Raw genomic sequence first — 24,834 nt, 5'->3', positions numbered from 1 at the left:
GGTAAAATAATTCAATCCCTACTTTTGCTACGCACAAAATAATTTGCAGAAAAAAATATGCTGAAACAAAACCTTCAACTCAGACTCGGACAAAAACTTGCCCCCCAACAGATTCAGCTTATGAAGCTCATACAGCTGCATACGCTGGAGTTTGAGGAAGAGTTGGAACGTGAACTCGAAGAGAATCCTGCCCTCGAAAGAAATGACGAGGACAAGGACGCAAAAGATGAGCCAGTAACCGAATATGAAGATGAAGGCAGCAGCAGTATTGATACTGATTTTGATGTGAATGAGTATCTTTTTGATGATGAACCCAGTTATAAGACATCATCCAGCAACTATTCAGCAGACGATGAGGAGTTCGACAATGAAAGCTTGCTTACGGAAGGACAGTCGCTTTATGATTATCTGCTGGAGCAGATTCGGCTCATCAACATTGAAAATGACGAACTTAAAATTGCTGAGTATATCATTGGGAATTTGGATACCGACGGTTATCTTCGCCGGGAACTGAAAGCCATTGTAGACGATCTGGCTTTCTCGCAGGGAATATATACCACAAAGGAGAATGTGGAAGATATCCTGGAAAATTATGTTCAGAAACTGGATCCTCCCGGAGTTGGTGCCCGCAATCTTCAGGAATGCCTGCTTCTTCAGATTGAGAAAAAGGTGAGCGCAGACAAAGCAATTAGCCTTGCGGCCAATATCCTGCGTAACCAGTTTGATGCCCTCACCAATAAGCATTACAACAAGATCATGCAGAAGTATGATGTGGATGAGGATGACCTGAAGGATGCACTGGACGAAATTTCCAGACTCTCACCAAGGGTGGGTGGAAATTTTGATACACAGACCATCACTATCAACCAGGAAATCATTCCCGATTTCGTAATCCAGGTAAATGAGAATAAAAAAGGCGAACAGCCTGAAGTTGTGCCTTTGCTGAACAGCAAAAATGCACCTTCGTTAAGAGTCTCCGATGAATATAAGGATATCCTTTCCACTTATTCACATGATAAAAACTCGCCGGAGCATAAGCAGGCCGCACTTTTTATTAAACAGAAACTGGACGCGGCCAAATGGTATATAGATGCCATCAACCAGCGTCAGAATACACTCCTGCAAACCATTACGGCCATCGTAAAACTTCAGAAAGAGTACTTCATTACGGGCGACGACAAGTCACTTAGACCTATGATCCTGAAAGATGTAGCAGATATTACCGGTTTTGATATATCCACAATATCCCGTGTGGTAAAAAGTAAATATGCTGATACGCCAAACGGAATCATCTACCTTAAAGACCTCTTCTCCGACAGTCTGACCAATGATGACGGTGAGGAAGTATCGACAAAGGAAATCAAGATGCACCTTATGGAGGCTATTGAGAAGGAAAACAAACGCAAACCGTATACGGATGATGCTTTGGTAGGTATCCTGAAAGAAAAAGGATATAATATTGCACGGCGTACCATCGCAAAATACCGCGAGCAACTGAATATTCCGGTGGCCAGACTTAGAAAAGAGTTGTAGCCACACCCAGTAAAAAAAATATCCGTGCAGTTGCGACGGATATTTTTTTTCATTATTGTTGATTAATCCCGCTAATTCTGTTCGCTGTTGTTTTCAATGTCCTTCAACTGGTTTAGATTTCGGCCCAGTTTCTTCATAATGATTCCGTAAACAATCCTGTAGTATAGCCAGATCAATCCGACACTGAGGAGTGTGGCAATACCGATGCCCGTTAAAAAGCCGAGTAGGGTGGGCTGTTCAAGCGTGATTTCCTGTGTAGCCAAGGTACGGAAAATAAAAAGGGTAAGTATTCCCGTGAAGATAATCAGGAGCAGAATGTTGGCCAGGATAAAATGGTTTACAGTTCTGCGGAAAATCATAATCTGAAGTATGAACCTTTTTAAGTTGGCTTCCAGATTGATCCGGCGGTAGTTCTGATAAAACCTGACCACAAAAAAACCGGTAATCAGGAAGCTTAAGGCTTTCAGGATATTATACAGGAGTGTAAATTCCTGCTGAAGTTCCGGTGTATTGTGCACACCCAGTTTTTCCATAGCTGAGATGAAACTGTTTGAATCTTCGGTACGGAAAATGTAAAATACCGACAGTCCGGTAAAGAACAGGAATTCCACCACACTGATCCAGAGTATATATTTCACATAGTTACGTGATTTATGGTTCAGCATCTCCAGGATCTCTGAGTTTCCGTATTTGGGTCGGACTTCGTGTTCCTGCCAGGTTTTCTTAAAATCGTCTATATTAAAGTCAGGCATGTTTCTCCATTAGTTCTTTTAATCGCTTCTTCAGCCGGTTCATCTTTACGCGTGCATTCACTTCAGAAATCCCCAGGTTCTCGGAAATGTCACGGTATGGAAGATCATCCAGATACATCATCACGATGGCCCTTTCCACCTTAGGAAGCATTTTTATTACCTTGTACAGCAAGGCAATTTGCTGCTGTTTCTCTTCATCATCTTCCAGATAATCACTGTAATGAAAATCCATCAGTTCATCGGTCTTGGGCGAGCGGGTTTTCTTGCGGAAGAGGGTAATTGCAGTATTCAGCGCCACTCTGTACATCCAGGTGGAAATTTTGCTCCCACCTTTGAATGTGTCGTAACTGCGCCACAGTTGTAACACAATTTCCTGAAACAGGTCTTCCTCGTCCTCCAGAGAGTTGGTGTATAGGCGCGAAATCTTGATAATCAGACCCTGATTATCCTTTATCAGCTTCGCAAATTCCTGTTCTTTTGTGGTCACTGTATACTGTCTTTTTCTGCACACGAAGATAAAAATTTGATTCCAATCCTTTAATGCCCGAATTTGTTTTTTTTTGTGGAGCCCCAGCGAGAGCGGCTGCCTAGGTTAAACGGTTATTTGTATCTTTGCAGTCCACAAGAAGAGCAGCCTGTTGATTCCCGCTCTGGCGGGGGTAGGAAAGTCCGGACACCACGGGGCAGCAAAGCGGGTAACGCCCGCCGGTCGTGAGATCAGGACAAGTGCAACAGAAAGTATGTATATTAATTTATAGTGAAACCAGGTAAACTCTTTGCGGTGCAATGTTAAGTATATCATCAGTTAAGGGCGGCCCGTCCGTTGATGAGGGGTAAACAGCTAAAGTTTTGCAGCAATGTAAAACGCAGATAAATAACAGGCATTTTCGTTTCGGCGAATCTACAGAATCCGGCTTACCGCTTTTCTTGTGGTTTTAAATGATTTTCGTATTTTTAATAAAAAAAACATGAAAACATTATCTATTTTTTTAGGAATGGGCTTTCTTGCCTTCTTTGGTGGCAATGCAACTGCCCAGCAGAGTGTACTTGTGCTGAACTCCAGTACAGACACTGTTTACAAACTAAACGCGGTGACCGGTGCCGTGGTGAACTCAAATTTCATTTCTCTTCCCAGCGGAACGCCTAAGGGTATTGCGCAGGTGAACGATAAAATTTGGATTGCTGACCAAATTGCCGATGATATTTATATCTATAATTTCGACGGTACACTACATTCTACATTACAGGGCGATGTTGTAGGCCTGGACAATATCCGGGGGCTCAATGTCGTGAACAATGAAGTTTGGGTTACTAATGCCGGAAGCGGGAACGGAGCTACTGCCAACTCCATACGCCGGCTGTCTTTCAGTGGTGCGCCTCTTGGATATTATGCCACCGTAAGCTCACCTTTTGATGTGTTGGATAACGGTACTGCAGCCTTTGTCTCATCATTTACAAGTCCCTCGGAAATACAGATCCTGGGGTATAACGGAACAGTCGTAGGCTCCCTGTTTTCCGCTCCGGTACTTGCAAATATCGAGCAGATGAATTTCAATTCCGATGGTAATCTTGTGGTGGCTACCTTCGCAAATCATGCAGCTTCGGGTAATAACCGCGGAATCTATGTGATTAATCCTGCTACCGGTGCCATACTCAACTCATGGCCTACACCCGGCACCAGCGGTAATGCAGGTGTACTGCAGCTCGGTAACGGCAATTATCTCTACTCAAATGGGGCGGGACTCCATATTCTTGATCCTACTACCGGAACGCACAGTTCTCTCTTCAGTACCGGAGCTTTCCAGTATATGGCAAAGATTAATGAGAGCCCACTGTCGGTACGTGAAACAGAAAAAGCAGACTTTAAGGTCTATCCAAACCCTGCCAGTGATATCCTGCATGTTTCGGCCGGGCAGAAAATAGACCTGGTTAAGATTTATAATGCTGAGGGTCGTTTAGTGAGCAGCCTGGAAGCGAAGGGTAGCTCACTGGAGATTCCGGTTAAAGCTATGGCTCCCGGACTTTATTATATTGAGATCAATGCAGGCAATCAGCTGAAGAGTATGAAGTTCATTAAGAAATAAATGAGCTCAGGATGTTGCGCATATTAACGGCACAGCCGTAATAATTCAGACGGTTAAACTTATTTATATAAAGCAGAAATTTTTATTTCTGCTTTTTATTGTATTACTCGCTTTCAAGCTCTTTTTTGGCCTTACTAAGTTCAGTGAGATCGTCATCTGAAAGTTTAGGGAACTGCAGGTTCATATCCTCCAAAGCATCGATGATAATCTGTATCGCTGCCACACGTGCAAACCATTTGTCATCGCCCGGAATTACGAACCATGGGGCGTGCTTTTTTGAGGTTTCGTTAATGGCCTCTTCATATACCGTCATATAATCATCCCACAATGCGCGCTCCGGCAAGTCGCCCGGGGAAAATTTCCAGTTCTTTTCTTTTTCTTCAATACGGGCCAGTAACCTTTTTTTCTGTTCCTTTTTCGAAATGTGCAGAAAAATCTTTATGATTGTCGTGCCGTTATCTGCGAGATGTTTTTCAAAATTGCGTATGCTTTCATATCGGTTTTCCCAGAATTCGGCATTAAATTCCTCTTTTGATTTCCAGACTTTTTCATTCAGATTGTATTCCGGATGAACTTTGCATACAAGCACACTTTCATAATGGCTCCTGTTAAAGATTCCTATTTTTCCCTTTGCCGGTAAAGCCAAATAATGGCGCCAAAGGAAGTCGTGCGAATATTCCTTTTCGCTGGGCGTTTTAAAGCTGGTAACTTCACAGCCCTGCGGATTTACTCCTCCGAACACATGCTCAATTAATGAATCTTTGCCGGCTGCATCCATTGCCTGCAGGACAATCAGCAGCGACTTACTGCCATCGGCATAAAGTTTTTCCTGAAGTTCGCGAAGTTTAACTTTTTCCTGTTCCAATAGTATTATTCCGTCGTCTTTGGTCAGATCGCCTTTATATTCCGTTTCCAGTTTGCTTAGGTCCACAGAATCTTTTATGAGGAAATGTTCGCTGAAGTCTGATTTCATAGCGCATTAATTTTAAATTAAAAGTAACAAAAAAACCGCTTCACAAAAATGAAACGGTTTTTATAAATAAATTATTCTGGGGAATTAGGCCGTAGCTTTTTTGGTTTTTTTAACCACTTTCTTAGATTTTTTCAATGCTGCATTTTTCTCAGCTTCAGCTTTTTTCAGTTCCGCTTCCGTAAGAACCTTTGGTTCCGGAGCATTTGGATCAACATTAACTTTAATATGGATCACAGATCTTTGGTTTTCGGGATCATTGGAGAAAACTTCAATCAGCTTCTGAGTGGCACCCAGATTTTTAGTATCGTAGTGAACTTTTATCTGACCTGTTTTACCTGGAAGTATAGGGTCTTTGCTGAAATCAGGCGTAGTACAGCCGCAGGATGGCTTAACACTTGAAATGATAAGAGGTTTGTCACCTGTATTCTTTACAATAAAAACCCTGTTACCGTCGGAACCGGGTTTCACAGTACCGTAATCAAGCACAGTGTTGTCAAAAGTAATTGTTTGGGCTGAAGCGAAAGCAACTGTTCCTAAAATTGCAAAACCTGCAAATAATTTTTTCATATTGATAATGTTTGATATGATTTTTGATTCAAATTAGGTAGCAAAGTTAAAAATAAATTTAAATAAACTTAGGAAATTTTTCTTTTGCCTATTTTTGCAGCATTAACGCCAAAACAAGCGAGCATAATGCATATTTCAGAGAAATACAGTCCCCGGGAAACTGAGTCCAAATGGTACAGTTACTGGCTGGAAAATAATTATTTTCATTCCGAACCTAACGAAAAACCACCATACACCGTTGTGATCCCGCCGCCCAATGTTACAGGGATCCTTCACATGGGACATATGCTGAATAATACTATTCAGGATGTTTTGGTGCGCCGGGCGCGAATGCAGGGCTTCAATGCCTGCTGGGTACCGGGTACGGACCATGCTTCCATCGCCACGGAAGCCAAGGTGGTGGCTAAACTGAAATCTGAAGGCATCAGTAAATCAGACCTCAGCAGGGAAGAATTCCTGAAGCACGCCTGGGCCTGGACAGAAGAGTATGGCGGCACCATTCTGGAACAGCTTAAGAAATTGGGCTGCTCCTGCGACTGGGACAGGACGCGCTTTACCCTGGAGCCCAAAATGTCCGAACAGGTAATAAAATCCTTTGTAGACCTTTACAACAAAGGAATGATCTACCGCGGTTACCGTATGGTGAACTGGGATCCTGAGGCCAAGACCAATATCTCTGATGAAGAAGTAATCTTTAAAGAGCAGAACGGCAAACTGTACTACCTGAAATATAAGGTGGAAGGATCGGAAGAATACCTTTCTGTGGCTACCACGCGTCCCGAGACAATATTTGGCGATATGGCCGTGTGTGTTAACCCGGAAGATGAGCGTTATGCACACCTGAAAGGCAAAAATGTTATTGTTCCCATTGTAAACAGGGTAGTTCCTGTAATTGAGGATGATTATGTGGATATTGAATTCGGAACAGGGGCACTGAAGATTACTCCGGCGCACGATATCAATGACTACGAAATCGGAAAGCGCCATAACCTGACCATCATAGATTCACTGGACGATGATGCTAACCTTAATTCGCACGGACAGCATTATGCCGGCAAAAACCGCTTTGAGGTACGTAAACTTATTGCAAAGGAGTTGGAGGAGAAAGGATTATTGCTGAAGGCCGAAGATTATGTAAATAAAGTGGGTACTTCCGAACGTACCGGTGCGGTAATTGAGTCTAAAGTCTCAGTACAGTGGTTCCTCAGGATGTCCGACCTCGCCCAGCCAGCACTGGATGTGGTGATGGAGGACCAGGTGAAGTTCCACCCGGAAAAATTTAAGAATACCTATAAATACTGGATGGAAAACATCCGCGACTGGAATATCTCCCGTCAGCTCTGGTGGGGGCAGCAAATCCCGGCATTTTACTATGGAGATGGCGAGAATGATTTTGTAGTAGCGGAAAATGTTGATGATGCACTCCAACTGGCAAAGTCAAAATCCGGAAAAAGTGACCTTAAGACTTCTGATCTTCGTCAGGATGATGACGTGCTTGATACCTGGTTCTCTGCCTGGCTTTGGCCAATGTCCGTTTTCAACGGTTTGCTGGATACTGAAAATAAAGAGATTGACTACTATTATCCTACCTCCGACCTGGTAACCGGTCCGGACATCATATTCTTCTGGGTAGCCCGTATGATTATGGCCGGCCAGGAATACAGAGGTGAGGTGCCATTCAAAAATGTTTATTTCACAGGGATTGTCCGGGACAAGCAACGCCGGAAAATGTCCAAATCTTTGGGTAACTCTCCGGATCCGATTGAACTGATTGAAAAATATGGTGCCGATGGGGTGCGTGTCGGTATCCTGTTAAGTTCGGCGGCAGGAAATGACCTTCTTTTTGATGAGGAGCTCATGCTGCAGGGACGTAATTTTGCCACCAAGATCTGGAATGCCTACCGACTGATCCAAGGTTGGACCAAGGATGATACTAAAAAGGCTTCAGCGGCCGATAAGCAAGCTATTGATTGGCTGGGTCATCAAATGGCAAAAACAGTCACCGAGATTGAAGATCAGTTTGCGAAGTTCCGGATTTCAGACAGTCTTCACCTTTTGTATAAACTGATTTGGGATGATTTCTGCTCGTGGTATCTGGAGGCCATCAAGCCTGGTTTTGGCGAATCGGTTTCGAACGAAGTCTATGAGCAGACGATTGTTTATTTCGAAAACCTGATGAAACTGCTTCATCCGTTCATGCCTTTCCTCACGGAAGAGTTGTGGCAGAATATTGCACCCCGTACTGCCGATGAGGCACTTGTAATTGCTCAACAGCCTAAAGTAACAGAGTTCAGTACGGAGGTCCTTAACCAATTTGAAATTACCAGGGAGTTGGTAGCGGGCGTACGCAACTACCGCCAGAGCAAAGGAATCTCGCCGCGTGAGGCAGTTGAGGTGTTTACCAATTCGGAATCCTTTCCCAATACAGAACTCATCGTTAAGCTGGCCAATATTTCAGCCGTAAATTTTGCGTCTAAAACAGACGAACCAAGCTTCACCTTCCTGGTAGGTGGTACTGAAGTTTCCATTCCGCTGAGCGAGAGCCTGGACCTGGAAGAAGAAAAGCGCAAAACGGAAGAGGAAATAACTTACCTCCAGGGTTTCCTGAAATCTGTAGAGAAAAAGCTTTCCAACGAGAAATTTATGGCAGGTGCACCGCAGCAGGTGGTAGACAATGAGCTGAAAAAACAGAAGGATGCTCAGGAGAAGATTGTACTGCTGACAGGTAAACTTCAGACTTTATAAGTAAATTACTCATGAAGCATATTGATAATATCAGCCGGCTTTTCACAAGGGATTTTGTGGAAAATCCGCTTATTGAGTCCTTTGAGGTAGGTAATATTCACCTGCCCACGGGATATCTTGTGGCCTGCGATCCGGTAATCACCAGTGACATGCTTCCGTTTACAACCGTGTTTCCGGTGGGCTCATTTCCTATACTTCTGCATAAAGAAAGGGAGAGCAACTGTGTGGCCTATGCGGAAATACGTTTCGGCACAGGAGAAATTACCTCCTGGCAAATGGCTACTACGGCGGGTCAGAACCTGAAGGACCTGAAGGGTGAGGAGATCTTTGGATATCCTGTTGAAAGCGGCATGGCCAGTTTTATGGACCTGGAAACCCAGGACTGCCTCAACCATCTGGAGAAAACCCTTTATCACCGTAAAGGCGCGGATTTCATGGGAATTTACGAGGAGTTTTTTCATGACCATTTCTTCGACGAAAACGGAGCCATCGACCAGTATGCCTTCCTAAAGCCCAATGAGCAGCGTGGCGGAACCGTATTCGCTTTTGAAGCCGGCTACGGTGAAGGTTTTTACGCCAGCTATATAGGGTTCGGCAGCAATAACCAACCTTTGAAGATCGTAACTGAATTCATAGAGGTCACAGGCTAGCACCGCGGCATGCCATTGGTTTAGAATGAGTACATTTGTTATTAAATCTGAATCATGAAGTTAAGTACACACAGACCCAAAATTGTTGTAGTAGGCAGCTCGTCCCTGGACCTTGTATTGGTCACGGAACGTCACCCGGAACCCAGTGAAACCGTAATGGCCTCCAGGGCTGAACGTTTTTTCGGCGGTAAGGGTGCCAATCAGGCTGTGGGAACGGCCAGGCTGGGTGCCAATGTAAGTTTTGTGAGTTGTATAGGGGCTGATGATGCCGGCAGAGAAGTATTCCGGAATCTTAAGGCTGAAGGAATAAATGTGGATCATGTAAACGTTACTTCTGAGGCGGATACCGGTACTGCTTTCGTAACTTCCGCAGAAGGCCGGAATGCCATTGTTGTAGTTCCCGGCGCTAACCTGCACCTTTCTGTAGATCATATTCAGAAAGCCGAATCCCTTATCGAAACCGCTGATCTTTTACTTCTTCAGCTTGAAATTCCTATGGAAGCGGTAGAATTTACAGTGGAACTGGCTAAAAAATACAATACCAAAGTGCTGTTATATGCAGCACCGGCGGCACGGCTTCCTCTTAACGTGCAGGAGTATGCATCTTTCATCGTCGCTAAAAGCACGGATTTACCTACCGTTTTTGGAGTTGATAATGTGGAAGATATCCTAAAGCACAATCCCAACAAGCTTTTTATTCGGGACAATACAAATGTAACCACTTATTACAGTGGTTCCGAGATGAAATATTACCGGAATGACCATCAGGATATGCAGTACAGAATTGGTATGGGCGATGCTTTTACCTCGGGGTTTGCCGTGGCCTACTGCCATGGGAATTCAATAGGCGACTGTGTCCGTTTCGGTACTGATGTCTCGCTGAAGGTCGCGATGAACGAAGGTTCCCAGGGAGGACTGCCCTTACTGGAAGAGATGAATTCCGATATTGCCGGGTAATTCCCGCATTGAAAATCAAAATACATTATAGCGACCGATGGTTCCCATCTCAGTGAAAGCCAGGGACGGCTTCAGTATTTCGGCTACGATGTTTGCACCGGAAACCTGCAGTAAGAAAGTTCTGCTCATCAATTCGGCAACCGGTGTTAAACAGCAGGTTTATTATGCTTTTTCCCGCTACATGGCTTCACATGGATTTACCGTGATCACCTATGATTACCGTGGCGTGGGTCAGAGCAAACCGGCATCACTGCGGCATTTTAAAGCCACTATGGGTGACTGGGGCTCGCTGGATTACGGTTGTTTGACCGAATTCATTGATAACCGTTTTCCGGGATATAGAAAATTTTGTCTGGGACATTCGGTAGGCGCACTTATCCTCGGTATGAATTCAGATTCCAGGCAGTTTGAAAAGTTTGTCTTTGTGGGCACGCAGAAAGCATTTGTAGGAAATCTGGGCTGGAAAACCGCGGCTTTGGGCTATCTTGGCTTTGCCTTTTTGCTACCGGTTACAACGGCACTGTGGGGTTATTTTCCGGCACACCGTTTTGGCCTGGGTGAAAGTCTTCCTAAAGGATCTGCCCATGACTGGCGCACGCTGGTCATCAGCAGGAAATCAACCAATAAACTGCTGGAAGAGCATGCTGAAAATACTGCACCCCATTTAAACCAGGAAGTGCTGGTGATTCGCGCTGAAGATGACACCTGGCTTACGGACCGGGCAGTACGGAAACTGATGACTGAGACTTATCCGGGCATGAAACCCACTTACCGCCTCTTACATACCTCCGAAAGTGACCGGGGTGAAATAGGACATATTAATTTTTTCCGGAGCTATAACCGCAAACTGTGGCAAGTGGTGCCGGATTATCTGGAGCAAGATGAAGCTATAAATAATTGACAGAAGTTAATGATGAATTCGAAAATTGAAAAAACCGTACAGTTTGTTAGGGAACAACTCAAAGGTGCCGAAGCCGGTCATGACTGGTTTCATGTGGAAAGGGTCTGGAAACTGGCCTTAACCATAGCCGGCCCGGAAGTTTGCGACCGCGAAGTTGTTGAACTGGCTGCGCTTCTGCATGATATCGCAGATCCCAAATTTCACGGTGGTGATGAGCAGATTGCGCTAACCATTGCCCGAAATCATCTGCAGAATATTGATGCAGATCCCGCAACCACAGAATCTGTGCTTTTCATCATAAAAAATATGTCTTTCAAAAACAGCCTGGAAGCTTCCGGTGATGAACTTCATGATATCCGAGTAAAGAACCCCGCAATTGCTGAACTTCAGATTGTGCAGGATGCCGACCGCCTGGACGCGATGGGCGCAATTGGTATCGCACGGACCTTTAATTTCGGAGGGTTCAAAAATAATCTGCTGCACCATCCGGAGATGGCACCCCGGAAGAATATGACCCGGGAAGAATACAAAAGAAATGAGGGAACAACCATCAACCATTTTTATGAAAAGCTTCTGCTGCTGAAGGACAGAATGAATACAGCCAAAGGAAAAGAACTCGCGGCCGGCCGACATGCTTTTATGGAAGTCTACCTGGAGCAGTTTTTTGCAGAGTGGGAGGGTACGCGCTAAAGCCGGCCTGAATGGCCAATTTGCTTATATTTGCATCCGATGGAGAATTTTACTTTTATCATTTTTTTACTGCTGTGTCTCGCACTGCCACTGTCCCTGATCCGCAAGGGCAGTTTTGCAGTGTCGGCCAGGATTGCACGTATGCTCATTGTGCTTTCTGCGGCAGCCTACTTTACTGTATGGTTTGTGAAACGGAGCAAATATCCGTTTGTCATGGATGCCATGGCTGTACAGATCATTAATAAATTACCGCAGGCACTCGATTTTTATGTGGTACGTGTAAATGATGCTGAGTCACCCGGTGAGCCTTACGACCTGAAACATGCAGGTCGGGTACGTCCGGAGCATTATCAGGTTGAATATCTGAAAATGGACCACTCCGGTGAATTCTGGATTGCGGGGTATCTGGGCAAAAAAAATATGGTCTATTTCTCGCAACACGCTGTGTCCAACCGCAGCAGTGACCAGGTTGTTGAAATTCATAATTACATTAACCAAAGTCAAAAACTCAGCAAGACTGCCGGACTGCTTATTGACGCGCAGAAAATGAGGAACCACCGAAGCAGTATATACGTAACCCTAAGTTTTCTCCTGATTTTTCTGAACGGTGTACTGCTGTTCCGAAGGCATTAAAAAAAATATCCTGAAGAAAAACTCCAGGATATTTTTGTGACTCAGGTTAGCTTTTTTTCTCTTTCAGTGCTTCCTTATCCTTATCACTTGGATTCCAGACTTTAACCTCCGCATTTTTATCAATGCCGGCTTTAATCTGAACGTTAATGCCGTCACTTGCTCCCAGAGTTACATATACTTTCCTGAAGGTACCGTTTGCCTGTTTTACTTCAACAAAAGGAATATCTTTACCACCCTTCTTCTCATACTGAATAAGCGCTTCATCCAGGAGCAGCGCATTTTTCTGGGAGCTCAGCACGATTTCTCCATTGGCCGAAAACCCGGCACGGATATATTCATTGTTCGGATTAAAAACATCACCTTCCACAGGGAATTTAATCGTCCCGCTCTGGTCTTTACCTTTAGGTGCGATCATTGTCAGGCGGCCCGGAAATTTCTTATTCTGAAGCGCACCGATCACTATATTCATATTCATGCCTTCCTTAAGTTTACCGGCCTGAGCCTCATCTATCTCTCCCTGAAAAATAAGGGAGTTCAGGTCTGCGATAGCGGCTATTGTAGTACCCGCATTAAATGAATTGGCCTCGATAACCTGGCTGCCGACTTTTACGGGAACTTCCAGCACAGTACCGTTGGCTTTGGACCGGATTTGAGTCGTGGCAAGGCTCTGAAGTTCCGGTGTAACACCTGTTCTGGCGATCTGAAGGTTTTTCTGGGCTGTTACCAGTTGCTGTCTTGCATTGCGCAACTGAATCTGCGCCGACTGTAGCTGCTGCTGTGCCGCGAGATATTCCTGCCTGGAAATTACGCCCTGGTTAAACAGACGCTCCTGCATACCAAACTGTTTCTGCTGGTTGTCCAGGTTCAGCTGTGCATTGCTGATCTGCAGCTGTGCTGTGTTGATTTCCTGCTGTGAAGCGTTTACATTCTGGATATTCGGGACGATACGTATGGTAGCGATAAGCTGTCCTACGGTTACGCGGTCGCCTTCATCTACAAGTACTTTATCCACAATACCGGACATATTGGGTTTGATCTCAATTTCTTCGCGGGGAACAATCTTTCCCGTGGCCATCACCTTGTCTTCCATATTCTGGATCATTGGTTTTTTGGTGAGAAAAGTTTCGCTTTTGGTGGAATTGGATTTAATGAGGTAGCCGATGCCGGCAAAAAGTGCCACCGCCACCAGGAGGCCCAGTATAATGTAAAGCACCCTTTTTCCGGTAATTTTCTTTTTCATATATTGTTTTTATTTAATGTTACAATTTTTGTTACGCTGTTTATGGAGCGAATTTAACTACGGAGCACAAAGCGCTTTTAGTTTTGCGTTCAGCGTTCGGCTTTCAGTGATCAACAAATAGCTTTTACCTAACCACAGTGCACACAGCGCTTGTACAGAGGACACAGAGAATAATCCAAATCCATATTACGATACTCTCTGTCATCCCGTAGGGATCTCTTTAACCACAAAGGACACAAAGGATAAACAAAGGACACAAAGTTAATTCCCCCACTCCATTCTGTTATCTTATCCTCGAGGAGATCTCAACCCACCCCTCAGAAGTCTTTTTTCTTTCCTCTTTCTTCCTTGTTCCTTTAACAAGTCTGAAATCTGAGATCTGACATCTTTCCTCTAATTAAAGATATCTGTACCACCACTTTCAATTATTACTCACTGCGCAGTGCCTCAATCGGTTTTATCTTTACGGCGCGCTGTGCGGGAATCATTCCGACAATAAGTCCCAGCGTCACCATAATTGTCATTGCGGCAAATACATTCCCATAATCCACTGTAGGATTGTAAAACGGAATATCTTCCTGGTTCTTCGTTATCATATCCAAAACCATCAGCAGAAGGATACCGAAAATAAATCCAAGTATTCCCGATGTGAGGGTAATCACCACACTTTCCAGCAGGATCTGGTTACGCACTTCGGCCGGTTTTGCGCCTATGGCACGTCTGATGCCTATTTCCTTTGTCCTTTCCTTTACGGTGATCAGCAGGATGTTGGAGATGGCAATGACCCCTGCCAGGATGGTCAGCGTTCCCACAATGATGGTGAGGAGCTGCATGCCGTCCAGGAAGCCTGTCAGTTTCTTAAATTCCTTGCCCAAATTAAAGCTTCCGAAAGCATTGGTGTCTTCCGGTGAAACATTGTACTTCTGTTTCAGGACATCCTTTACTTTGGTTTCCACTATGGCCACATCCGCATCAGGTTTACTCACAATGGAGAAGACATCAACCTTGTCGCCGTCGTTGAACATCTTCATATAGGTGGTAAGGGGGATATAAGCGGTTTGCGCATTTTCCATAGGACTGGCCCGTTTCACAGAGAACACCCCAATGACATTAAAGAAAGTTCCCCGCACATTGATGCTTTGGCCGATCGGGTTTTCATTTTTTTTATGGTCGAAGAAATTTTTGTAGATTTCCTCACCAATGACTATCACATTCTTGTTAAGCGCGAGGTCGGCATCATTCAGATATCTTCCGAAGATCAGTTTCTTTTCTGAAATTTTATTGCCGATAGGTGAGTCGCCGTTCAGACCGTAGGTGCCATTTTTGCCGGTGCGCGACATCAGTTCGCCGGGTGTGCCAAAACTTCCTTTGGAACTCTGCGGCGAGATATAATCGATTTCCGGGATCCGTGTGGTCAGCATTTCGATATCGTTACGGTCCAGCTCCATTTGCCGTCCTTTAGCAAAACCGGCATAAGGAATATTGGTATTTTGGGCCCAAAGGAAAATACTGTTGGTGGCGAATCCGGAAAACAGTTTATCGAAGCCGTTTTCCATGCCTTTAGCGGCGCCCAGCAGGGAAACGTACAGGAACATGCCCCAGGCCACACCAATCATGGTGAGGAAGGTGCGCAGTTTGTTCGATCTAAGTGAATGGTAGATCTCCTGCCAGGTGTCTTTTTTGAAAACGATATTCATTCTATACTGTGTTTTGACACTTACTTTTTATTGCAGAATGGTGTACGATGTACTATTTAATATGTATAATGTACAATGTAAAATGTACAATGTACAATGTACTGTTTTTGTTAAATTATTCGGCTCTCAGGGCTTCAATAGGTTTTATTTTGCTCGCGCGGTACGAAGGTACAAAGCCGGCAATTAATCCGGCCAGGATCAGGCAGACAAAAGCGACGATAATGAGGCCCCAACCTACACTAGGATCCTTAATGAAATAGGCTTCCAGGCTGTCGCCAATAAGTTCGAGCGTAAGGACGCCCAGACCCACACCTATGAATCCCGAAATCACTGTAATGACAATACTTTCCTGAATGATCAGTGCAATAATGCTGTTGGGTTTGGCACCTATGGCTTTCCGTACACCGATTTCCTGGGTCCTTTCCTTTACAATATAAACCATGATGTTGCTGATGCCAATGATGCCGGCCAGCAGGGTACCCATGCCGATAAACCCAACGACAAGCGTGAGGATAAACAGGAACTGAAAACTGTTCTTGGTATTTTCTGCGTTGTTGCGCACTCTTACCGCATTTTCGTCGTCTGGTGAAACCCTGTGGCGTGCCTTTACCTGCTTTTCGATTTCCTCGCCAAATGTTATGGCCTGTTCCGGGGTGAGGTCTTGATTATAGGTGAGTTGGATGGAATTTACAGTATCGGAACCTTTTTTCATTTGCTGAAGCGTTGTGATAGGTATGGTAATCATCCTTTCTTCAAAATCGCCTCCGCCTTCATCAGAAAAGACTCCAATCACTTTAAACATGGTACCGTTGATTTCGAGGTCGCGGCCAATAGGGCTGCCGTCTTTTATGAGGTCACGCTGCACCATCCTGCCTATGACGGCCACATTCTGCCGCCGCTGCAGATCGCCGGGGCTAATATACCGGCCGTCCACCAGTTGCCGGTTCTCTATGAATTTTTCATCACCGGTAGTTCCGCTGATCTGGTAATTACCGCTTTCACGGCCATATTTTACCATCATTCCGGTGCTGTATTTTGGTGCGGAATATTCCACTTTTTCCGGGTCTATGCCGATAACTTCCTCGAAGTCCTCATTTTTAAATACCACCTGGCGGTCCGCCTGCAGTCCGCCGTACGCTACAGTGGTCTTACCCGAAAAAATGGCGATGAGATTCTGGGCATCGCGTGCAAAACCTTCTGTAAAGGCGTTCTTCAGACCGGAACCGATACCGAAGAGCACAATAAATATGTAGAGACCCAGTGCCACAGTAAAGCCGGAGAGCACAGTTCTCAGTACATTGCTTCGTATGGAGGCAAATATTTCCTGCCAGCGGTCCAGATCAAACATTTTATTGGAGGGATTTGTTTTTAAGTTGTTGAGTTGTTGAGTTGTTAAGTCGTAAAGTTGTTTATTGGTAGTTGACTTATAAACTGATAATTGACAGACTGGTAAATTGTTTAACTGCTAAACTGTTATATTTTTAAACTGTTACACTTTTAAAATTATTCTCAAACAAGCACCCGCTGGGTAATGTATTCATCGCTTTCAATGATTCCGTCTTTCAGTATTACATTTCTTTTGGTTTCGGCAGCTACGTCGGGTTCATGGGTAACAACAATGATTGTTTTCCCTTCAAGGTTGATGTCCTGCAGCAGTTTCATAATATCATAAGTTGTCTTGCTGTCCAGCGCTCCCGTAGGTTCATCGGCCAGGATGATCTTGGGGTCGGTGATCAGGGCACGGGCTATAGCTACACGCTGTTTCTGTCCGCCGGAAAGTTCATTGGGCAGGTGGTTGGCCCATTGTGCCAGACCTACTTTTTCCAGATATTCCAAAGCTTTCTGGTTGCGTTCCTTTCGGTTCACATTCTGATAGTACAGCGGCAGTGCCACGTTTTCCAGCGCCGTCTTGTACGCAATGAGGTTAAAGGACTGGAATACAAAACCCAGGAACCGGCTGCGGTATTCTGCGGCCTTAACTTCCGAAAGGTCTTCAATAGGAATTCCGTCTAAGGTGTAGGTGCCGGAATCTTTTTCATCCAGAATACCGATGATGTTAAGCAGTGTAGATTTTCCCGAGCCTGAGCTGCCCATGATGGAAACGAATTCCCCGGCGCCAATTTCAAGGTTGATTCCCTTCAGGACGTGCAGTTTGCTCTTGCCCGTATCATATGATTTATGGAGGTTCTGAATGCTTAACATATTGCAGATTTGCTTCCTTTATAAGTATACAGCGCGCCTTATTTGTTACAGGGCGCCCGTTTTAATGGATTCTAAGTGTTGTTTAGTTATAAAATACTCTGAATATTAGGTTTATTGAAAACTGTTTAATTTGCAGCCTTCATAATTGGTTTTAATCCACCTAAATACTGAGGTAACCTGCACCAACAGACGCTTCCCTGCTTTTGTGGAAAACTTTTATGTTTATCATTCAGCTATGCCTTTCATGGTAGGGATGTATTATCTATTTTTGTTTTCGCCATAATAACTGTGGTGGGTAATTTAACCTTCTGATATTCAGTAGAATACAAGTAAGGTAACTTTTGTCTGACTATTATTTTAACAAGATATAAACCGAATCGCTTTATGGGGATTTTTGAAAAGAGAGTAAGTTATAAGCCATTTGAGTATCCGGAAGTTCTGCAGTTTGTAGATGCGATTAACAAATCCTTCTGGGTGCATTCTGAAGTTGATTTTACGGCCGATGTACAGGATTTCCAGTCGCAGCTGGAGCCACATGAAAAACATGCCGTAAAGAATGCATTGCTTGCTATCGCGCAGATTGAGGTTTCGGTAAAGACTTTCTGGGGAAATCTGTATAACCATATGCCCAAGCCGGAACTTAACGGCCTGGGGTCTACTTTTGCAGAATGTGAGTTCCGTCATTCCGAAGCGTATTCACGTTTGCTGGAAGTGCTGGGTTATAACGATGCCTTCACTCAGGTAGTTGAGATTCCGGCTATTAAGAAAAGGATTGATTTCCTGAGCAATGTGCTCAAACATGCCAACTCTACCACACCGAAGGAATATGTATCGTCACTGCTGCTTTTCAGCATCCTTATCGAAAACGTATCCCTGTTCTCGCAGTTTGCCATAATCCTGTCGTTTACAAGGTTTAAAGGATATATGAAAAACGTCTCCAATATCATTGCGTGGACTTCTGTGGATGAGCAAATCCATGCCAATGCAGGTATTTACCTTATTAACAAGATCCGTGAGGAACAGCCGGAACTGCTTACCGATTCTGATATTGAAGATATTTATACACTTGTAGACCATTCCATTCAGGTGGAGGAAGAAATTCTGGACTGGATCTTTGAACTGGGTGATCTGGACAACTTCACTAAGGAAGACCTGCTGAACTTTATGAAATACCGTGTAGACGACAGTCTGAAGAAAATCGGAATGCGAACCCGTTATAATATTACACCGGAACAGTACAAACCTATGATCTGGTTTGAAGAGGAAGTTTTCGCCAACTCCATGGATGATTTCTTCGCGAAAAGACCGGTGGATTATACCAAGCACGACAAGAGTATTACGGAGAACGATTTGTTTTAGAGTCGAGATATCAGATATCAGATGTCAGATGTCAGATTTCAGATTTCAGACTTTTTGGAGGAAAGAAGAAAGAAGAAAAAAGAAAGAGCCAAGAGCCAAGAATCAAGAACCAGGATTTTAAATTATAAATTTTGGATTATGGATTTCCCTGTGTGCGCTGTAAATTGCCTTTAGCTTTGTGTCCTTTGTGGTTAAGAGAGCCAGAAGCCAGAAGTCAAAGGCCATGTTTTAAATTTTGAATTTTCCCTGTGTACGCTGTAAACTCTCTGTGCGCTCTGTGGTTAGGTGAGAGCCGAGAAGTAAGATTTCAGATATCAGATATCAGATTTCAGACGTGGAGATTTTTGATATAAAGATTTAAAAGTTAGGACTGGAGGCTAAAAGCTGAGTGCTGTAGGCTGAGTTCTAACAGCAAAAGATAAAGCGGTGAACAAATCACCAGGCAAAATAATAGCCCCGATCGCAGTCTCGTCTATAGGACGAGACGGAGAGCGGGCGGACTGGTGAAACGAAGCAGCAAGCAATCTGCTTCTAAAAATTGAAATTATTAACAATGAAGACGGTAGCTGTACCTCTACATTTTACAACATATTTATGATGGAAGAACAAAAAAACGACATCTGGTGGCTCAATGAAGAGTCCGAGCAAATGCTGAACCGCGGTTACCTGCTGAAAGGTGAAACCGTGAAAGGCGCTATAGAACGTATAACCACTGCAGCGGCAAAAAGACTCTATAAACCGGAGCTTCAGCCTGCTTTTGAGGAAATGATTACCAAAGGCTGGATCAGCTTCTCGTCGCCGGTTTGGGCCAATATGGGTACCCAGCGGGGATTGCCGATTTCATGCTTCAACGTGCATGTTCCGGATAATATTGAGGGCATTACCCATAAACTGGGCGAGGTGATTATGCAGACCAAGATTGGCGGAGGTACCTCGGGTTATTTCGGGGAACTGCGTAACCGCGGGACTGCCGTAACGGACAACGGAAAATCTTCCGGTGCGGTTTCCTTTATGAAACTTTACGATACTGCGATGGATGTAGTATCTCAGGGCGGTGTGCGCCGTGGGGCATTTGCTGCTTACCTGGATGTGGACCATGGTGATATTGAAGAATTCCTGTCCATTAAGGACATTGGCAGCCCCATCCAGAACCTGTTTACGGGTATCTGCGTACCGGATTACTGGATGCAGGACATGATAGACGGTGATATGGAGAAGCGCCGGATTTGGGCCCGCGTGCTGGAAAGCCGTCAGCAGAAAGGTCTGCCTTATATCCTGTTCTCCGATAATGTGAACCGTAACAAACCTCAGGTCTACAAGGATTTGGGCATGACAATTAACGCCAGCAACCTGTGCTCCGAGATTATGCTGCCGTCCAGTGAGGAGGAATCCTTTATCTGCTGCCTGTCCTCCATGAACCTGGAGCTTTATGACGAGTGGAAGGATACCAATGCCGTGAAACTGGCCATTTACTTCCTGGATGCGGTACTTTCTGAATTCATTGAGAAAACGGAAGGTAATTACTATCTAACGGGTGCCAGAAACTTTGCCATGAGACACAGAGCTCTGGGGCTTGGTGTGCTGGGTTACCATTCCTACCTGCAGAAAAACATGATTCCTTTTGAAAGTTTTGAAGCTACGCAGTTCAATGCACGCGCCTTCAGGCAAATCAAAGAACAGTCCCTGCAGGCATCACAGGAACTGGCTAATATTTACGGTGAACCGGAATTACTGAAAGGCTACGGTATGCGCAACACCACCACGATGGCTGTTGCACCTACGACTTCCAGCTCTGCCATCCTGGGTCAGACTTCTCCGGGAATCGAGCCGTTTGCATCCAATTACTATAAGGCCGGACTTGCCAAAGGTAATTTCATGCGTAAGAACAAGTACCTGGCGAAGCTGCTTCAGGAAAAAGGCATTGACAATGAGGAAACCTGGAGAACAATAATGCTGAACCACGGTTCCGTACAGCATCTGGCTGAACTTACCGATGAGGAGAAAGCGGTGTTCAAAACCTTCCGCGAGATTTCTCCGATGGAAATTATTTCCCAGGCGGCACAGCGTCAGCAGTATATCGACCAGGCCCAGTCGCTGAACCTTCAGATCCCGAGTACGATGCCGGTGAAGGATGTGAACTATCTCTATATTGAAGCCTGGAAAAAAGGCGTGAAGACTTTATATTACCAAAGAAGTTCATCTGTTTCGAAGGAGATGATGGTGAACTTTGTGACGTGCTCGTCGTGTGAGGCGTAAGTGGAGAGAGATTAAGAGACCAGAGATAAGAGACAAGATTTCTTATTTAGAGGAAAGAGAACTGATGTTAGACATCAGACATCAGATTTCAGATATCAGACGTCAGATTTCAGAGAAAAGATAAGGCCGCGGAGAATTTCTGCGGCCTTCTTTGTGTTCCTTGTGAAGGACTTTGTGAACTTTGTGGTTAGGTTAGAGCCAGGGGCCAGGATTTTAGATATCAGATATCAGATCTCAGATTTCAGATTTCAGATTTTGGATTAAATTCTGTGCGCTCTGTTTAAGCTCTGTGTGCTCTGTGGTTAGATAGAGCCAAGAGCCAGGGCAAAGATCAATGAAGCAGTATAGAAAAAACCGCAGCGGACTTCTGCGGTTTCTTGTATGGGAAGGAAAGTTGAACAACCACGAAAAGTGGCACAGCTTCCAGCATGAAATTTTTTATATTATTGGGAGGCAGTAAATCAGGCCAGGAATTCAATTTCCTTGTCCTTGAACTCAGTGCCGTCAACTAATTTACCCATGGTTTTGATCATTTTTCGGCGCAGTTTGGCCAGTTTGCGGATGTTCTTGTCTTCACTGTAATCAAAGATATTGTCTTCAAAGGAGAATGTATCACCTTTTTCAAAAGTGATGTCGTTCTTTTTGAGCTCTTTCAACAACATCAGGTTGGTCATTGTTTCCAATAGCTCATGTTCGGTAAAAGCCAGTGTTTTAAGGGATTTAATAAGCTCCTTTTTGTATTTCTTTTTATGTTTCATTCTGTTCAATTATTGAGTAAAGATATTTATTTTTTTTGAGTTGACGCCGGAGTTGGGTGATTGAGTAGTATGGTGATTGGGTGATTGAGTGGTTAGGAGGTTAGTTGAATTGTCTTTCTTCTTTCCTCAAATTAAAATCTTAAATCTGAGATCTGACATCGCGCCTTCCGGGTTTATTTAACCACAGAGACACAGAGAAATTACAGCGCACACAGAGAAAAATCAATAGTTCATAATTTAAAATCTTAACAATTGATTATTGAGTTCTTGGTAATTTAACCACAAAGAACACAAAGCCTGCGCAAAGGACACAAAGCTAAACTAAACTCTATATCTGATATCTGATATCTGACATCTGACATCTGACCTCTGAAATCTGGACTCTACTTTAACCACGGAGCACACAGCGCTTAAAAAGAGTGCACGGAGTTAAGTTCAAAATCCATAATACTTTACCCTCTGTCATCCCGAAGGGATCTATTTAACCACAAAGAACACAAAGCCTGCGCAAAGGACACAAAGCTAAACTAAACTCTATAGTCTGATATCTGACATCTGATATCTGACATCTCAAATCTGCTCTCTAATTTAACCACGGAGCACACAGAGAATTTACAGCGGACACAGAGGGAAATTCAAAATTCATGATTCAAAATCCAAAATCTTGACTCATGAGTCTGATATCTGATATCTGACATCTGATATCTGACATCTGTCATCTGAAATATTGACTCTTAAATATTATTTGTCCACCGTACCCACTTCTTCCTCCTCGGCTTTTATCCTTAGCTAAATTTTGCCTAATTTTGGGAAAAAGATATCGGCGTTTTTTCTGTTACTGAGCGGGTGTTGAATTATTTATATTTTCCAACTCCGGACGGGCAGTTCTTACCGCTGAATCTCTTTTGTTAAATACTAATTATCTAATCTTTAATCAAAAATTTATCATGCACGACCCAATATTTGACCTTATTGAACAGGAAAGAAAAAGACAGACCCACGGAATCGAACTTATCGCCTCGGAAAACTTTGTTTCGGATAATGTGATGAAGGCCATGGGCAGCGTGCTTACCAATAAATATGCGGAAGGATATCCGGGCAGAAGATATTACGGTGGCTGTGAAGTAGTGGATGAGGTTGAGAACCTGGCCATTGCAAGAGCTAAGGAACTTTTTGGCATCGAGTATGTAAATGTGCAGCCCCATTCCGGCTCGCAGGCCAATGCCGCAGTATATCTGGCGGTGCTTAAGCCTGGCGATTCCATCCTTGGCCTTGACCTTTCTATGGGCGGGCACCTTACGCACGGTAGTTTTGTTAATTTTTCAGGCATTCAGTATAATGCCAATTTCTATGGCGTGAACCGCGAAGACGGACTTATCGACTACGATGCCATGCGTCAGAAAGCGCTGGAAGTAAAGCCAAAGATGATTATCGCCGGTTTTTCTGCCTATTCACGCGACCTGGACTATAAGAAATTCCGCGAAGTAGCCGATGAGGTGGGAGCTACACTCTGGGCAGATATCGCACACCCGGCAGGACTTATTGCCAAAGGCTTGTTGAACAGCCCTTTCGAACACTGTCATGTAGTGACTACTACCACCCATAAAACCCTGCGCGGACCACGCGGCGGGCTTATCATGATGGGTAAGGATTATGAAAATACTTACGGACACAAAACGCCCAAGGGAGAAACAAAAATGATGAGCGCGGTGCTGGACAGCGCAGTCTTTCCTGGAACACAGGGTGGACCTTTGGAGCATGTTATCGCTGCCAAAGCGGTAGCTTTCGGTGAAGCGCTTGATCCGAAATTTGAGGTGTATACCAAGCAGGTTGTTGCCAATGCACAGGCGCTGGCCAAAGCAATGATTGACAAGGGGTTTGATATCGTGAGCGGTGGTACCGATAACCACCTGATGCTTGTGGACCTCAGAAATAAAAACGTGAATGGTAAAGAAACCGAAAAAGCCCTTGTTAAAGCTGATATCACCTGTAACAAAAATATGGTACCATTTGACGATAAATCCGCCTTCACCACCTCCGGTATCCGCCTGGGAACCGCAGCGATCACTACCCGCGGGATGAAGGAAGATGATATGGAAACCATTGCCACACTCATCAACGATGTTGTAATGAACCTCAAGGATGAAGAGGTGATTTCCAGAGTCCGCAAAGAGGTGAACGAACTGATGGATTCCAGACCGCTGTTTCAATACTAAGGTTGAGGCTGAGGTTAAGGTTAAGGTTAAGGTTAAGGTTAAGGTTAAGGCTGAGGTTAGGCGGATCGTTCAACAGTTCTTTCTCAGTTTTCATTTAACCTCAAAGCCTGCAACCCGCACAACTGAAATTGAAGTTCCACATAATGCTTAAGTTTAACCTCGTCTTATGTACACGGATTTCACTCAGATGCCCGTCTGGAAGAATGCAATGGACATCGCTACAGAAGTTTATCATATTTCGGAAACATTACCCAGGAAGGAAGATTATGCGCTTACCTCCCAGATTCGAAGGTCGGCTGAAAGTATTTCTGCTAATATTGCAGAAGGATTTGGACGTGGCGGTGAAAGGGAAAAATCCCAGTTTTATAGAATAGCCAGAGGTTCGGCGAATGAAACCAAAAGCCATCTTCTGTATGGTTGCCGGGTGCACTACTTTGAAGCACAGAAAACCGAAGGGATTATCATAATGCTGGAAACCGTCATTTTTGAGTTGAATAAAATCATAAGAACGCTGGAGAATAAAAGGGGGAGCTGAGGTAAAGGCTAAGGTTGAGGCTGAGGCTAAGGTTGAGGCTAAGGCTGAGGTTAAGCGGAGCAGTGTGGAAGTTGATTTCGTGATTG

21 protein-coding genes and 1 other RNA gene are annotated in these 24,834 nt (G+C 44.4%); 13 read left to right on the top strand and 9 right to left on the bottom strand.

The window, feature by feature from the left end; genetic code table 11:
* Nucleotides 1-57 precede the first annotated feature (57 nt).
* Nucleotides 58-1,533 (top strand): RNA polymerase factor sigma-54, encoded by a 1,476-nt coding sequence (rpoN, locus tag F7R58_RS09540; RefSeq protein WP_158064695.1) that lies wholly within the window; start codon nucleotides 58-60, stop codon nucleotides 1,531-1,533.
* Nucleotides 1,534-1,604: 71 nt separating this feature from the next.
* Here the strand turns inward: rpoN and F7R58_RS09535 are convergent, their stop codons facing one another.
* Entirely contained in the window at nucleotides 1,605-2,285 is a 681-nt protein-coding gene (locus F7R58_RS09535) for a beta-carotene 15,15'-monooxygenase (protein ID WP_158064694.1), read from the bottom strand.
* Nucleotides 2,278-2,772: an RNA polymerase sigma factor gene (locus F7R58_RS09530; RefSeq protein ID WP_158065456.1), complete on the bottom strand. Its 495-nt coding sequence runs from the start codon at nucleotides 2,770-2,772 to the stop codon at nucleotides 2,278-2,280. The genes F7R58_RS09535 and F7R58_RS09530 overlap by 8 nt, the downstream gene beginning before the upstream one ends.
* Before the next feature lie 135 nt (nucleotides 2,773-2,907).
* Between F7R58_RS09530 and rnpB the strand changes: the two genes are divergently transcribed.
* Nucleotides 2,908-3,219, top strand: an RNA gene (rnpB, locus tag F7R58_RS09525) — RNase P RNA component class A.
* A 34-nt stretch (nucleotides 3,220-3,253) separates the two neighbouring features.
* Nucleotides 3,254-4,369, top strand: a complete 1,116-nt coding sequence (locus F7R58_RS09520) for a T9SS type A sorting domain-containing protein (RefSeq protein WP_158064693.1) — start codon at nucleotides 3,254-3,256, stop codon at nucleotides 4,367-4,369.
* Between the two features lie 103 nt (nucleotides 4,370-4,472).
* Here the strand turns inward: F7R58_RS09520 and F7R58_RS09515 are convergent, their stop codons facing one another.
* The gene (locus F7R58_RS09515) at nucleotides 4,473-5,342 is read right to left on the bottom strand and encodes a polyphosphate kinase 2 family protein (protein ID WP_158064692.1); all 870 of its coding nucleotides are present in this window, start codon (nucleotides 5,340-5,342) and stop codon (nucleotides 4,473-4,475) included.
* Nucleotides 5,343-5,426: 84 nt separating this feature from the next.
* Entirely contained in the window at nucleotides 5,427-5,909 is a 483-nt protein-coding gene (locus tag F7R58_RS09510) for a DUF1573 domain-containing protein (RefSeq protein ID WP_158064691.1), read from the bottom strand.
* 126 nt (nucleotides 5,910-6,035) lie between these two features.
* Here F7R58_RS09510 and F7R58_RS09505 point away from each other — a divergent pair, with 126 nt between their 5' ends.
* Genes F7R58_RS09505 through F7R58_RS09480 form a run of 6 tightly spaced genes read left to right on the top strand, consistent with a single transcriptional unit; the run spans nucleotide 6,036 to nucleotide 12,485 of the window.
* Nucleotides 6,036-8,654 carry a valine--tRNA ligase gene (locus F7R58_RS09505; RefSeq protein WP_158064690.1) on the top strand — a complete coding sequence of 873 codons (2,619 nt, stop codon included), beginning with the start codon at nucleotides 6,036-6,038 and terminating at the stop codon, nucleotides 8,652-8,654.
* A gap of 11 nt (nucleotides 8,655-8,665) precedes the next feature.
* Nucleotides 8,666-9,304 (top strand): DUF4241 domain-containing protein, encoded by a 639-nt coding sequence (locus tag F7R58_RS09500; RefSeq protein ID WP_158064689.1) that lies wholly within the window; start codon nucleotides 8,666-8,668, stop codon nucleotides 9,302-9,304.
* A 54-nt stretch (nucleotides 9,305-9,358) separates the two neighbouring features.
* The gene (locus F7R58_RS09495) at nucleotides 9,359-10,261 is read left to right on the top strand and encodes a ribokinase (protein WP_158064688.1); all 903 of its coding nucleotides are present in this window, start codon (nucleotides 9,359-9,361) and stop codon (nucleotides 10,259-10,261) included.
* A gap of 37 nt (nucleotides 10,262-10,298) precedes the next feature.
* Nucleotides 10,299-11,162, top strand: a complete 864-nt coding sequence (locus tag F7R58_RS09490) for an alpha/beta fold hydrolase (RefSeq protein WP_158064687.1) — start codon at nucleotides 10,299-10,301, stop codon at nucleotides 11,160-11,162.
* Between the two features lie 12 nt (nucleotides 11,163-11,174).
* Complete coding sequence (locus tag F7R58_RS09485; protein WP_158065455.1) at nucleotides 11,175-11,852, top strand: HD domain-containing protein; 678 nt, start codon at nucleotides 11,175-11,177, stop codon at nucleotides 11,850-11,852.
* Nucleotides 11,853-11,891: 39 nt separating this feature from the next.
* Nucleotides 11,892-12,485 (top strand): hypothetical protein, encoded by a 594-nt coding sequence (locus F7R58_RS09480; protein WP_158064686.1) that lies wholly within the window; start codon nucleotides 11,892-11,894, stop codon nucleotides 12,483-12,485.
* Between the two features lie 46 nt (nucleotides 12,486-12,531).
* On the opposite strand, the gene F7R58_RS09475 is transcribed toward F7R58_RS09480, so the two are convergent.
* The 4 genes from F7R58_RS09475 to F7R58_RS09460 form a co-directional block, all read right to left on the bottom strand.
* Nucleotides 12,532-13,725, bottom strand: a complete 1,194-nt coding sequence (locus tag F7R58_RS09475) for an efflux RND transporter periplasmic adaptor subunit (RefSeq protein ID WP_158064685.1) — start codon at nucleotides 13,723-13,725, stop codon at nucleotides 12,532-12,534.
* A 428-nt stretch (nucleotides 13,726-14,153) separates the two neighbouring features.
* Nucleotides 14,154-15,422 carry an ABC transporter permease gene (locus F7R58_RS09470; RefSeq protein ID WP_158064684.1) on the bottom strand — a complete coding sequence of 423 codons (1,269 nt, stop codon included), beginning with the start codon at nucleotides 15,420-15,422 and terminating at the stop codon, nucleotides 14,154-14,156.
* 115 nt (nucleotides 15,423-15,537) lie between these two features.
* The gene (locus tag F7R58_RS09465) at nucleotides 15,538-16,770 is read right to left on the bottom strand and encodes an ABC transporter permease (protein ID WP_158064683.1); all 1,233 of its coding nucleotides are present in this window, start codon (nucleotides 16,768-16,770) and stop codon (nucleotides 15,538-15,540) included.
* A gap of 161 nt (nucleotides 16,771-16,931) precedes the next feature.
* Nucleotides 16,932-17,624 carry an ABC transporter ATP-binding protein gene (locus F7R58_RS09460; RefSeq protein WP_158064682.1) on the bottom strand — a complete coding sequence of 231 codons (693 nt, stop codon included), beginning with the start codon at nucleotides 17,622-17,624 and terminating at the stop codon, nucleotides 16,932-16,934.
* 384 nt (nucleotides 17,625-18,008) lie between these two features.
* On the opposite strand from F7R58_RS09460, the gene F7R58_RS09455 reads away from it, so the two are divergent.
* Both F7R58_RS09455 and F7R58_RS09450 read left to right on the top strand, forming a co-directional pair.
* Complete coding sequence (locus F7R58_RS09455) at nucleotides 18,009-18,983, top strand: ribonucleotide-diphosphate reductase subunit beta (protein ID WP_158064681.1); 975 nt, start codon at nucleotides 18,009-18,011, stop codon at nucleotides 18,981-18,983.
* Nucleotides 18,984-19,580: 597 nt separating this feature from the next.
* Nucleotides 19,581-21,239, top strand: a complete 1,659-nt coding sequence (locus F7R58_RS09450; protein WP_158065453.1) for a ribonucleoside-diphosphate reductase subunit alpha — start codon at nucleotides 19,581-19,583, stop codon at nucleotides 21,237-21,239.
* 461 nt (nucleotides 21,240-21,700) lie between these two features.
* On the opposite strand, the gene F7R58_RS09445 is transcribed toward F7R58_RS09450, so the two are convergent.
* The gene (locus F7R58_RS09445; protein WP_158064680.1) at nucleotides 21,701-21,997 is read right to left on the bottom strand and encodes a hypothetical protein; all 297 of its coding nucleotides are present in this window, start codon (nucleotides 21,995-21,997) and stop codon (nucleotides 21,701-21,703) included.
* A gap of 947 nt (nucleotides 21,998-22,944) precedes the next feature.
* Between F7R58_RS09445 and glyA the strand changes: the two genes are divergently transcribed.
* Entirely contained in the window at nucleotides 22,945-24,213 is a 1,269-nt protein-coding gene (gene glyA, locus F7R58_RS09440; RefSeq protein WP_158064679.1) for a serine hydroxymethyltransferase, read from the top strand.
* A gap of 166 nt (nucleotides 24,214-24,379) precedes the next feature.
* Nucleotides 24,380-24,748, top strand: a complete 369-nt coding sequence (locus F7R58_RS09435) for a four helix bundle protein (RefSeq protein WP_158064678.1) — start codon at nucleotides 24,380-24,382, stop codon at nucleotides 24,746-24,748.
* The last annotated feature ends 86 nt before the right edge of the window (nucleotides 24,749-24,834 follow it).

The sequence above is a fragment of the Chryseobacterium sp. genome (assembly GCF_008831505.1).
Classification (GTDB): Bacteria; Bacteroidota; Bacteroidia; order Flavobacteriales; family Weeksellaceae; genus Marnyiella.
Note: the sequence above shows the minus strand (reverse complement) of the source record. Positions and strands in the feature narration are given on the sequence as shown.